This is a genomic window from Paenibacillus glycanilyticus (assembly GCF_030161375.1).
Taxonomy (GTDB): domain Bacteria; phylum Bacillota; class Bacilli; order Paenibacillales; family Paenibacillaceae; genus Pristimantibacillus; species Pristimantibacillus glycanilyticus_B.
The window spans coordinates 39,606-52,188 of record NZ_BSSQ01000024.1; the positions used below are offsets into that span (position 1 = coordinate 39,606).

At 48.2% G+C, this 12,583-nt stretch carries 11 protein-coding genes; 2 read left to right on the forward strand and 9 right to left on the reverse strand.

The genetic code is table 11. The features are described from left to right. Window positions 1-11: 11 nt before the first annotated feature. The 4 genes from QQK89_RS26460 to QQK89_RS26475 are packed head-to-tail and all read right to left on the reverse strand — an operon-like array spanning window position 12 to window position 4,006. Window positions 12-1,394: a glycoside hydrolase family 140 protein gene (locus QQK89_RS26460; protein WP_349816749.1), complete on the reverse strand. Its 1,383-nt coding sequence runs from the start codon at window positions 1,392-1,394 to the stop codon at window positions 12-14. Beyond that, window positions 1,349-2,089 carry an amidohydrolase family protein gene (locus tag QQK89_RS26465; RefSeq protein WP_284241765.1) on the reverse strand — a complete coding sequence of 247 codons (741 nt, stop codon included), beginning with the start codon at window positions 2,087-2,089 and terminating at the stop codon, window positions 1,349-1,351. Before QQK89_RS26465 ends, QQK89_RS26460 begins: the two co-directional genes overlap by 46 nt. Window positions 2,090-2,091: 2 nt before the next feature. Beyond that, window positions 2,092-3,144 carry a Gfo/Idh/MocA family protein gene (locus QQK89_RS26470; RefSeq protein ID WP_284241766.1) on the reverse strand — a complete coding sequence of 351 codons (1,053 nt, stop codon included), beginning with the start codon at window positions 3,142-3,144 and terminating at the stop codon, window positions 2,092-2,094. Window position 3,145: 1 nt separating this feature from the next. Further along, window positions 3,146-4,006 (reverse strand): phosphogluconate dehydrogenase C-terminal domain-containing protein, encoded by an 861-nt coding sequence (locus QQK89_RS26475; protein WP_284241768.1) that lies wholly within the window; start codon window positions 4,004-4,006, stop codon window positions 3,146-3,148. A 254-nt stretch (window positions 4,007-4,260) separates the two neighbouring features. Here QQK89_RS26475 and QQK89_RS26480 point away from each other — a divergent pair, with 254 nt between their 5' ends. Further along, a complete protein-coding gene (locus QQK89_RS26480) occupies window positions 4,261-5,067 on the forward strand; it encodes a sugar phosphate isomerase/epimerase family protein (RefSeq protein ID WP_284241769.1) in 807 nt (268 codons plus the stop codon). 11 nt (window positions 5,068-5,078) lie between these two features. Beyond that, window positions 5,079-5,723, forward strand: a complete 645-nt coding sequence (locus tag QQK89_RS26485; protein ID WP_284241770.1) for a GntR family transcriptional regulator — start codon at window positions 5,079-5,081, stop codon at window positions 5,721-5,723. Window positions 5,724-5,800: 77 nt separating this feature from the next. Here the strand turns inward: QQK89_RS26485 and QQK89_RS26490 are convergent, their stop codons facing one another. From QQK89_RS26490 to QQK89_RS26510, 5 genes are all read right to left on the reverse strand, one after another. Then, window positions 5,801-6,826, reverse strand: coding sequence for an AI-2E family transporter (locus tag QQK89_RS26490; protein ID WP_284241771.1), 1,026 nt, complete (start codon window positions 6,824-6,826; stop codon window positions 5,801-5,803). A 117-nt stretch (window positions 6,827-6,943) separates the two neighbouring features. After that, entirely contained in the window at window positions 6,944-9,763 is a 2,820-nt protein-coding gene (locus QQK89_RS26495) for a GxGYxYP domain-containing protein (RefSeq protein ID WP_284241773.1), read from the reverse strand. Between the two features lie 267 nt (window positions 9,764-10,030). Continuing rightward, entirely contained in the window at window positions 10,031-11,053 is a 1,023-nt protein-coding gene (locus QQK89_RS26500) for a metal ABC transporter substrate-binding protein (protein ID WP_284241774.1), read from the reverse strand. A gap of 24 nt (window positions 11,054-11,077) precedes the next feature. After that, window positions 11,078-11,932 (reverse strand): metal ABC transporter permease, encoded by an 855-nt coding sequence (locus tag QQK89_RS26505; RefSeq protein ID WP_284241775.1) that lies wholly within the window; start codon window positions 11,930-11,932, stop codon window positions 11,078-11,080. After that, window positions 11,878-12,570 carry a metal ABC transporter ATP-binding protein gene (locus QQK89_RS26510; protein WP_349816750.1) on the reverse strand — a complete coding sequence of 231 codons (693 nt, stop codon included), beginning with the start codon at window positions 12,568-12,570 and terminating at the stop codon, window positions 11,878-11,880. Before QQK89_RS26510 ends, QQK89_RS26505 begins: the two co-directional genes overlap by 55 nt. Window positions 12,571-12,583: the final 13 nt, after the last annotated feature.

Sequence of the window (12,583 nt, forward strand, 5' to 3'; positions counted from 1 at the left end):
TCCCCTTTTATCTATTCCAAGCTATCCAGCACAAGAATCCAGTCTCCATCTCTGCCGCTCGTAGGCGGTTGATAATGGACTTCCCCCTCATTCGCAATTATACCGGCATCCGTCCAAACGCCGGATCGCGGATCATACCAGGACGCCTTAACGGAAGTGCCTCTGATCTTGCCCATCGCGGCTTGGAACGGAATTCCGTTAGGGGAATAAATCATGGCATAGTTCTCTCCGCGCGTAGCGGTCATCCGATTAGCTCCACCGTAATTATGAGCAATTAAGCTTTGGTCCGGCACTCTGGAAAGAAAATCCCGCGACTCTATTAAACGGCGCAAATGCGACATTTGGGCAGCGCCCGGCCGGAGAATGGCATCCTGCCAGGTCATGACGAAATACGTATCCGGCTTAGTCGTCATGGACCAGACCGAATGATGGCCGTACGTATGGCCAAATGCGCCTGCGAATACGGCATGGTAAGCGGCTTTCCGGACATCATCTGCGTCAAAATAACCATTGTCCGCATTAAAATTAACGGGATGATCCTCATAACACGGCTCTCCGTCTACCACCGGTTTGATCGGCTCGCGCTCATAATCGGCTGCAACCTTCTCAAAGTTCGTGCGGATCCACGCATGGTGACCGGATTGAATCATATTAAAGGCCAGCCAAGGCTCCTCATGCATATGAACCGAAGAAGATTTATCGCCTGGAGGGTGGAAGGTCATCAGATGCGTTCCGCCGTCTCCTTCTCGAAGGCCCTCCGCCATTGAACCAATAATGTCGAAGTGTTCGCGGGTTAGCTGAGGACGATCGCCCCCGAGTACCCAGACGATATTCTCTTTATCCTTGTATCTTTCACCGAGCCATTGCCCGTAGTTCCTGGCATTATCTGCGGAGAAAATCTCCGGGCCCTTGCCCCACATCAAATTGTATTTATCTCCCCAGGTCGGTAAGAAAGCGATATACAGTCCAAGTTCGGCAGCCAGATCAACAATATAGTCTACATGCGCCCAGTAACTGTAGTCTCCGTCCAAATCGGGAAGGAGCGGATCGTATTGGCCTTGTTCGTTCTTCTTCAGCGGCAACCGTTCATAAGCGTTGCCTACCGTAAGGCCTTCATGTTCGGCTAGGGCTACTGCCTGGATAACGGAAAATCCGCGCTCGGCGCGATTGCGAAGATACAACTCGGCTTCTTCGCGGTTCAGCCTATGAAACAGCTCCCAAGCCGTATCCGCCAGCCAGAAAAAAGGTGATCCGTCCTCCCGTACAAGAAAACGTTTGTTATCGCTCACTTTTAATCGCTGCATGCGATCGGTCATGATAGAGAACACTCCCTTTTTGTATTTGCGGTTTAATTCAGCCGATAGACGGACTGCGCGCTGCGATACAATATCCATTCCTGCTCCTCTACGGTCAAACCGCATGTCTTAACCTTTGCCAACTCCGTCCCGGCGTTGTCCGCATGATCCGTGCCAAACATAAACCGGTGTGCGCCAAATTCCTGCGACCAATGCCGCAAATTAAACCCGGCCGTCCAGGTAATATCCGCGTACAGATTCGGAGCCGCTTTCATGGCGATTGCGGTTTCGCCTGCCATGATCATCATGCCGCAGTGGGCCATTATGATGTTCACATCCGGGAATTCAAGGGCCGGGGTTATCAGATTGGTCGGGTTCGCAAATGGAATTCCGGCTCCGGTATGCACCATGACCGGCACGCTCAGTTCCCTGGCAAGCGCGAATAATTTCCTGCCGTCCCGGCCTCCCGGATGAACGGCATGGGCGAAAGTGTGCATTTTAATTCCGACAAATCCTAACTCCTCCACGCACCGTCTAATTTCCGACTCATAGATCGCGTCTTTCAGATGAGGATTCGGATTGGCCATTCCGTAGAATTTCCCCGGATATACTTTTGCAGCTTCGGCAATCCGGTCATGCTGCTCTTTCACCGTCTCCAGATCGTGGCAGGAAGCCGGTTGCAGTATGGTCTTGGCAATGCCGTGCGTTTCATGCTTCTCGAGCTGTTCTTCCCATGTAAAATCCTCATCAAATACATAGTCCCATCCCAAATGGGCATGGACGTCAATAATCACGGTCATGTTCCCCCTATTGTCACCGGCTCGTGTTTGGCAGCGCTCTCATAAACGCCAAATACCATTCGCAAGGTAATCAAGTTATCGCTGCCCTCGGTAGCAAACGCAGCTCCGCTGTTCAAGCATTCCAAAAAATGCGACTGCAGCCGGACATGGCTCTCTTCATGGTCGAGCTCCGTTTTGTCCGCAACAATTCGTTCTATCGCTCCATCCTTGCTAACGATTGAGATTTGACCCGTCATATACATTTTGAGCGTGGCATCGGCACCATCTATGACAAGCTGTTCCAGATGGACGGGCCCAACCGTTGTGGCAAGAGGGCGGTCCAACTTCTGCCTGGTTGCCCAGCTGGCATCGATATAACCCAAGAAATGATCATAACCCATCGTCACGATCCCGGAGTCTTCGCCGGCGATATAGGGGCTGATTCTCTGAATTTCCGCATACAGCCGCTTTGGCGTACCGAATAAATAACGCCATGTATCAAACCAATGAGGACCCATTTCGAAAAATAATAGCTGGGGCATCTCCCTGAAAAAGGGCTGCGGAAGAAGGGTGTCCGGCTCCATCCTCGGCGTGTAATAATCGGTGTGTATGTATCTGGCATGATGAAGCGTACCAAGTGCCCCTTCATCAATGACGCCTTTGATGAGTTGGAATGGCTGCAGCCATCTCCAATTCTCGGTGACCATCAGCCGGACGCCCGCTTCCTTCGCGATGCGCACCATTTCCTCCGCTTCCTCCACGGATCTAGCAAACGGTTTCTGGCATAAAATATGCTTCCCGCTAGAAGCCGCGAGCCGGACAAGCTCCAGATGCGTATCCGGCCCCGTTACAATGTCGACAATATCGATATCCGCATGCTCCAGCATATCGGACAGGCTCCGGTACATATGGCTGCTAGGCACTCCGAATTCCTCGGCTTTCGCCTGGAGCCGTTCCCCATTCGAGTCGCAAAGCGCCCCGATCACAGCCCCCGGAATGCTGCGCCACGCTTTCAAATGTTTTTCCGACCACCAACCGGTCCCTACTAATCCAATCTTCCAGACTCTCATATTAGACATCCTTGAACTGGAGAGTTTGCAGCTTCTCCGGATGAAGCATCACGTCAACCTGCTCATAGACGCTCTCCGGCCGGAACAGCTCTTTCCATCCGTCTTTGATCATCGCCTTGCGGCCGTATTCGATCGCAACGAGGCAGGCATCTGAGAACGGATTCACCTTTTCGAACACGATCCCCAGTTGAACATTAATGTGACCAAGCATGAAATCTTTGGCCGCATCGTATGGCACGCCTTGCTTAACGGCTTCCTCCAGCGCTTCGCCAAGCACGGTGACCAGCATCGAGCTAACCGTCTCGGCCATGGCGGGCTCAAGGACAGCCATTTGGTCTACGGTAATCCGATGCGATCTCATGACAGGCGCATACATTTCCTTAGCGATGGTCTCGCCTAGCGCATAATGCTCTTCGGGGCCATGCATCAAAGCGCACACAATCGCTTGTTTGGCCGCCACGCCTCCGAATAAATCTCGCTTTGCTTCTAGCGTTACTTCATCGTTCAACACGGGCGGGTGACAAGGATGGGCAACAAAATAGGATACATCGCTGCGCGAAGGTAATTCTCCCAAATAAGCCGCCGCCGGATCAAGCAACATAAGCAGCGCTCCCGTCTTCATGAGAGGAACAACGGCTTTTGAGATTTGCCCAATGGCGATATCCGGTACCGCCAATATAATGACATCCGCTTCAGGGACCGCTTCTTCCTGCTTAACCGGGCTAATTCCGCGCTCAGCCAAACGTTCGATCCCTCTGCTGCCGATCTCGACGTAATCAACGCTGTGACTCCCTTTTCTCAAGTTGTCTGTAATTCGGCATCCCATTTTTCCACCTGCGCCAATCAGTGCGATTTGTACCAAAGCAAGCCCCTCCTAAAAAGAATTGGTAAGTATAAATGGCGGGCACATGCCGATTACTGAACCATTCTTGCTTCGTAAACATGCGCCTTATCGTTGTACGGTCAGACTACCACACAACTTCTCAGCACACAATATGTATACAATAAAAATATTTAAGAATTTATTTTGTATACAATTGTATTTACAAAGCGATTGTGGATACGTATACTTTTCTTAATAGATAACTTTTAGCTTCTCATTCAGGAGGGAGCACCATGAAGTTAGGAATCAGCAGTTATTCGCTCACGTGGTCCATCGGCGTACCCGGTTATCCCGCTCCGCGCAAGCCGATTGGCGCTATTGATTTACTTGAAATCGCCCATAGCAACGGTATTAAGCTTGTACAAATTGCTGATAATCTCCCTCTCCATCTCATGAGCGACGCAGCGTTGTTAAGGTTGAAGGCACATGCCGAAACGCTAGGAATCGAGATCGAAGTAGGTACTAGGGGAACGGAGCCCCAGCATCTTCTACAATATTTGCGTATCGCGAGTTTACTTGGTTCCACTCTTTGCCGTACATTAATTGTAGAAAAAAGCTTAACCGTACCCTTGCAACATCTTCGGGAGGTTCTTCCTCTCTTTGAGCAATCCGGTGTCCGCCTAGCTGTCGAGAACCACGGCCTACATACGACCAAAGAGCTTGCTTCCCTGTTTGAAGCCTGCAACCATCCGTTTCTCGGCTGCTGCCTGGATACTGTCAATTCCTTCAGCGCACTTGATAGTCCTGACACCGTTATTCAGGATCTCTCCCCTTACGTGATCAATCTCCACTTGAAAGACTTCGATATTACAAGAGTTGATCACCAAATGGGTTTTATGGTCTTGGGAAGACCGGCGGGGTATGGTAAATTGGATATAGACGGCCTGATGCAGACCATTCGCCATAATCAGAGTGACTCCAACGTCATTCTGGAGCTTTGGACGCCTTTTACCGAATCGGTTGATCGCACAGTCGAATTAGAACATCAGTGGTTTGAACAGAGTCTTCAATATTTGCATACGAACCATTTTTCGAAATAGGAGAATTCATTATGTCGGGTACAACTACTGTAACGTTGAAAGAAAAAGCTTTCGCTCATCTACGCCAATTGATCTTGAACGGAGAACTGAAACCCGGAGAAGTATTGACGGAACGAATGCTTGTGGAAATGCTGGAGATGAGCCGGACTCCTATAAGAGCGGCCTTAGAGAGGCTTGATGCCGAAGGCTTGGCTAACTATACGCCAAATAAGGGGTTAGTTGTCGCCGAGTTGTCTCTTCGCAAAGCGATTGATCTATACGATTACCGGATCGCGATGGAATGTTTTGTCGTACGAAAGCTAGCTTCTATGGAGCTGGAACAAAAAGACTTAATCTGGTTGGAACAAAACTTGCAACAGCAGAAGCAACATGTGGATCAAAGCGATTACGCCCTCTTCACGGAGGCGGATTCCCAATTTCACCGCAAGCTCGTCGAGATTTACGCCAATTCCGAAATTGCGCAAGCGATGGAACGGCTGCAGGATCAGCTCTATCGAATTGCCATAGGCGTTCTTCGCAAGGACCGGACTAGAATTAGCGTATCATATGAAGATCATGCCCGGATTTTCCAATTCATCCAAGCGGGCGAGGCCGATCAAGCTAGTCAAGCGATGGAGCAGCATCTTGAATTCGGCAAACGGATATTGATTATGTAAACAAGAAAAGGCTGTCTTGAATGGAACACCATTCAGGACAGCCTTTCTCTTATGAACCGCTTAATGATAAGTCTTGGCTATTTCCCTTTTGTCGCCTCTTCTTTATCAATATTTTCGACCTTAAACACGTCGAGCATAAACATAAAGATCGGAATGCCGATCAATAATCCCCAAATGCCCATGTAATGCTCGGACAAAATTAGGATAAAAAACGTATAGAACATCGGCAAATTTGTTTTTTGCGCATAAAGCCTTGGATTCAGGAAATAAGTTTCCAGCGCATGGATGAGCAAGACAAGAGCGACTACCCAAATGACCGTCGTAGTTCCGCCGATTTGGTAGCCGATGATGCCAATTGGAATAAAAGACACCACAACCCCTGCTACCGGAATCAGACTAAGCATAAATACCATGATGGTTAATGCGAATAGATACGGGAAACCCAGAATCCATAAACCGGCAATGGTGAGAAGCGTATTAATGACGGCGACCATCAGCTGTACTTCGAGCACTTTGCCAAAGGAAGCAATAAATTTGCCGCCGAAATAGCGGAATTCGAGATACAGCCAGCCAATAGTGCTATTGGCGAACTTCTCCGTGAACGTTACGATCTTCCGCCGCTCCAAGAGGAAGAAATAGCTGAGAATAATGACGAGAAGAATAATCTCTAGCCAGCTGCCAATTTTCTTCGCGTATATAAGCGCACTGTTCAAAAAGGTCTTATATTCAATCTTGTCGAGCGTATCGGCGACCACTTGGGCGATCTGATCGTTTTGCGAAGAACCGAGAAATTTCTGCACGTTGTTGACGATATCCACGATCTCGTTAATTAGCTTCGGCACATAATTGACTAGTCCGTAAACAAGGCCAAATATAAGCGCGACGTACAAGACAGAGGTCACGACAACCGGCGATATCGGTATCACCCGGCGAATTTGCTTGGTGATTATGCCTTGCAGGCGGCTCATGACAAACGTAACCATAAACAATAGCAAGAGCAAATTCAGCATATCCCGCAGGCTGTACAGTAGAGCAATAACAAGAACTACAAACACAACCCTTTTGACGATCGAATGGGCAAAAAATGTTTTGAGCGTTTCCACAGCGTTCCCTCGCTAAGTTGAATTTATAAACAATAATATCTACTATACCTTTTTTATTGATAAAAAGCACAAAAAAGAAAGCCGAGCATGGCAGCCCGGCTTTCTTGCAAATGGAAATTAATTAACCTTAACGTTATCTACCGTAATCGTTGCCTTGTCCGCATACCAGACTCTGTACTGGAGATTCTGGTTTTTCGTCTGGTTGAAGGACAAGCTGAGATCCTGGTATTGGTTCGCCGAAGCGAATTGCGATCTTGTGATCTTCTCTTGTTTGACGACGGATTTGGTTGTCGCATCCACCACATCAATAATAGCCACTACGTCTTTGTTACCTTTGTTGTTATCGATCTTCATACGATAAGTAAGCGTATGTTTGCCAATCGATACATTCGCATCATCTGGCCCGGTCAGCATATATCCGGCTGCATCGAGTGATGGCGTTGCCTGCCATCCGTCTCCGCTCAGACGTCCCTGTTCATGTCCTACGACAGAACCTTCGGCTTCATACTTGCCGACGTTTGTCGTGACCGTAACGTTATCAATGCCGATTGTCGCTTTATCCAGATAGTTAGCCCTGAATTCCAAGTTGCTTGCGGAAGGAGTATTGAAGGACAAGCTGAAGTTCTGGTACGTGTCGTTCGCCTTGAATTGGTTGCGGGTTACATCTACCGAAGCAAGGGTACGCCCGGACTTTTTATCCCGAACAGAAAGCGTAACGACATTATCGTTTTTGCCTGTATTCGAGTCGATCTTCATCTTGTAAGTCACCGTGTTGGTTCCTGCCGGAATGCTGTTGTCGCCATTAGCGTACAACATATTTCCAGCCTTGTTGCCACTCACGTTAGCCGACCAGTCGCTGCCGCTCACTGCGCCTGTATCGTGCTTGAAATCCGTCTCTGCTTCATATTGCTTCACGACAGTCGAAGGATCAACCGGAAGCTGGTTATTCTCGCGCATTAATTGGAAATACGTATCCGGTCTTACAAATACGATATCGCTGTTGCTGCTGAAGTTATTAACCGCATTGACGATCATTTGGTAGTTGACGTCCCATGGATTGGATTGAATGCTCACAAAACGAGGAGCTGTTCCATCCCAGCCGGCGATGGCGTGATTAATCTCGGAAATAATCGTTGCCTCGGAGTAGCAGTACGTTGCGCTTAATCCCTGCGTTGGCAACGAGTTGCCGTAGATCGTAATCGGACTTCCGGCGTTTTGGCCCGTTAAGCCCAATAAAGACGGCGCGTTTTGCGCAAAGCTTTCGCCTACGTTAGGATTAATGCCACCGGTAATCGTATTCCAGATGGTAGCCACCTTTAATCCTGCGCGGTTCATGTAATCATTCGAGATGGAAACGAATTTATCCAGATACGTTTGATTCGCCCATGCATTCGGATAAGTATAACCAAACCCGGATGGTCCCGAAATAAGCGCGTCATTAGGCGTAGCAGACTCATACAAATAATTCAATATGCCAGGCATCGCATCAACCATTGCCGGAGAGATCGTCCATCCGAGAGGTACCGTTCCCCGGTTAGCCGAATCCCATATTTTCTTGAAACGATGTTCCATGTACTGCAGATTATCGCCGTCGCTCAAAATTAGCGAGACATAAATCTTGTTCTGAAGAGCAGGTTTGTTCGGAATCGGCTTCACGTTAACCGTTCTGTCGGCGCCGCCGAATACCGTCAGATTGGACGACCAGTCGCTGGCAATCGTAGAAATGCCGTATTCGGACGCGGCCTGAACGCCAATTGCTTCATCCGGCCACCAGCCCATGTATGCGCCGCTGCCGGCAGGCATATCGGAGAAGAAGCTTTGCAGCAAAGTTTTTTCTTCCGGAACAGACGGATTCAGCCAGACGACAGCAGCTCCTGTTGCCGTTGCATAATCGCGAAGTGCGCCTTTAATGCCCGGACTCAATCCAATGAGCAGGTTATGGGTCAGCGAGGACCAGTAATGATCGTGAAGATATTGATAGACCTCAAGCTTATTGCTGAAATCTCCGCGCAAATCGTCCAGAATCGGCAGATTATAAGGAGCGGAAGTTAATTTGCTTACCAAGCTTGGAGGAGCTACGATGCCGCCGGATTGCGCAGCGATTGTAGTCGCAAGGTTTACCGTATCCTGCAAGGCATCGTCATAAACGACAATCCCTTTAATCTCGCTCGCATATTTGGTAATCAATGACCAGTTATCCTCTACATCCGTATGGCCGAGTCCCAGGTCATTCAGCCATTTATCTTTCCCGTCTTCATTTCTTACATTATCGTCATAGGTGTAGATTCTTGGCTGCGTTTTATTGACCAGTCCCTTAAGCGTTGTAAATAGAACATTCTCGTCCGATTTGCCTTGTTGAATAGAGCCTACGGCATCTACTTTGGTGTAAGCGCGTCCATACCAGAATACTCGGAATTCTAACTCATGCCCGGTAGACGGGTTATTATAGTCGAGCGTAAATCTCTCGTAAGAGCCCACCTTCGTCCATTGTTTCCGGGTAATATCGCGGGAAGCAAGTACTTCACCGGTCGTATTGTCTCTGACATCAACTGTAACGATCAGATCGTCATTAGCCGTATTATTATCGGTAATCATATCGAAGTAAGCCTGGTTTGCCCCTGCCGGAATATCCGTAGCATACGGTCCATAGACCATTAGCTTATTTGGAGCGTCAATCGAAGTTTGAGCCAACCAGCCGCTGCTCTCCAAACGCCCCGTATCATGCTTAACCTTGTTGCCTTCCGCATCAAATCTATACTCGGACACCAAATTCATAACGTCAAGCGTGGATGCCGGCTTCGAGAAAGACGGCAGGATTTGCCCGGTCGGCCAGCTTATTCCGGCTGCTTCGGCTTTGATATGCCCCACGAATGGAGATGATGCAGCCATAATGACGGTTGCAAGCATGACTGCGCCAAATTTCTTATTCCATTTCATCTTAAATCTCCTTTTCTCAATAAATGATTAATTAATTATTTCTTCTTAAGCCTGATTCCTGTTCTCTGTCCCTCCCTCCTATCTCATGTAAGCGCTTATTACGTGGAAGATTATACCACCTATATTATTTATATTCAATATATCTAATAGGCTAATTATTGTACCTATATTTGAGTCGCTTTTCCGCAAAATAAAACAAAGAAACCATGCTATAGCAGAGAGAGGGATCCTCTCTCTATGCTTAACATGGTTCCTTGTCTAGCTAATCTATTTGTTCAGAGCTTTATTTAATGCTTCCAAATTACTATACATGATATCCAAGTACGTTTTTCCATCCTTTATTTCTTGTTCCGTCAGACCTTCAAGCGGATTAAGAACGGCTGACTCGGCGCCTAGCTCTGTTGCAATCGTCTCGGCGATCTTGGGATTAACAAGCGTCTCGAAAAAGATCGTAGAGACGTCATGCTCCTTGGCAAATTCAACGACTTCCGCCATTTCCTCAGCACTTGGCTCTTGTTCGGGAGATAGACCGGCAATGGGAACTTGTGTTAAACCGTATTGCTTAGCCAGATAACTAAAGGCAGCGTGTTGCGTAATGAATGTTTTATTGCTTGCTCCGGCAAGCTTGGTCCTATAAGCCTTATCAAGCTCTTGAAGTTTAGCTAGGAAGGCATTGGCATGAATCTCATAATCCGCTTTATGGGCTGGATCAGCTTTGATTAAAGCTTCTTTGATGGTTTTGACTTCTTCTTGAGCAAGCACAGGGCTTAGCCAGACATGGGGATCAAGAGTAGACTCATGCGAATGTCCTTCTTCGGCTTCTTCATTTCCTTGCTCTTGTTCATGTTCATGTTCATGTTCATCCTCAACACTTTCCATCAAAGAGATGCCGCTGCTCGCTTCAACATCATTTCGTTTTGGATTCACGGCGCTCTCGAGAGCTGTATCGACCCAACCTTCAACTATACCGTTGTAGACAAACACATCGGCATCCTGAATGGCAGCCATATCCTTCGCGCTAGGCTCCCAGTCATGGGGTTCCACGCCCGAAGGAATAAGACCGATAACATTCGCATGCTCTCCGGCAATTTGCTTGGTGAATTCAACCATCGGATAAAAGGTAGCTACAATTTGAAGCTTCTCCCCTGTTGCTGCTGTTTCTTCAGGCATGGCTGATCCATTCACGGCGCTTGCCGCAGTGTTGGAATTATTGTCTTCTTTGCCGCATCCCGACAACATTAATGCAGGGAAAGCCGAAATTACAACTGCTTTTTTGAGCCAACTTTTCATTTATTCATTCTCCTTTGCACTTGATTAAGTGTAATAATTACGAATAGAGCTTTCGTGTTTTACGCGGTTTCTATAGACGCGAAGAATCGCTTTTTGCAGCAACACTCCTGAGACCAGGAAAACAAGCAATATTAGAGCAATCGTTCCGCCTGGCGGCGTATTAAGACGGTAAGATGCTGTTAATCCGGAAAATACGCCTGCAAGCCCCACCGCGCATGCAATTAGAATTGCAGCGTTAAAGCTATAAGCGATCCGAACCGCAATGGCTGCAGGGAGTATAACGAGGGCTGAAACAAGCAGAACCCCTACAATAGGCATTGCAGCCGACACGATCATGCCGGTCATGACGCTAAACAATAACGAAATCGATTTGACGGGCAAACCGTCGGTTTGTGCTGTCTCTTCGTCAAATGAAATCTGGTAAAGCGGTCTTCTTAGGAAGAAGAAAAATAGAGCTCCGGCTGCAGCAACAAGGATCATAATACGCAAATCCGATGTATTTACCGCAACAACCGAACCAAACAAGTAGGAAGATAAGCTTTTACTCGTTCCTTTGATTAGACTCATAAGCACGACAGCGGTAGATAAACCGCAGACCATAATAATCGCAACCGAAACCTCGCTAAAGGTTCGATAGGAACGCCTTACATACTCAACCGCAATGGCGCCTAGAATGGCGACAACAAACCCTGCAAGGGAGGGATTAATATGTAAGTAGGTTCCTGCAGCAACGCCGGCTAGCGATACATGCGACAACATATCGGCGATTAGCGCTTGACGACGAAGCATGAGGTATACGCCTAACGTTGACGCCAAGACCGCTATTATTCCGCCAGCCCAAAATGCCCGCTGCATAAAGTCGTAGTGCAGCATCCCCATGTGTCCTCCTCCTTTCTCGTTAATTCGATCGTTCTGTCAAGGAAGGAGTCTAATTCCTGCTGCTCATGCGTCACCATGATAACGGTGCGGTTGTACTGCGTAACTTGCCGCCGCATTTGTGCATATAAGGCATTGCGGCTTTGCTGGTCCATGCCGGCCGTTGGCTCATCCAGAACGAATAAATCCGGTTCGCTCGCTAATGCGCGCGCCATGCAAATCCGCTGTTTTTGACCACCAGACAACTCGCCAATCCTCCGTCCGCGCATTTCCCACATGCCGACATCCCTCAACGCTTGCTCTACTATGCCATGATCCTTCGGCGTTAATCTCCTCAACCACGAACCTTCCTTATATCTCCCAGAACGGACAAATTCGTGAACTCTGCTAGGGAAACCGCTGTTAAATGCAGCAATATGCTGTGGAACATAGCTGACTTTTAACTTTGTTCCGTCTGGCTTTCCGCTCTGAAGCTTAACCTCTCCGCTCTTCGGACGGAGCAACCCTAATGCCAATTTCAGTAGAGTGGATTTGGACGAGCCATTTGGCCCGGTAACGGCAACGAATTCGCCTGCGGAGATTTGGAGAGAAACATCTTGCAAACAAGGAATTTCCGAGTATCCAAATTCAACGTTATCCATCTTAAGCAACACC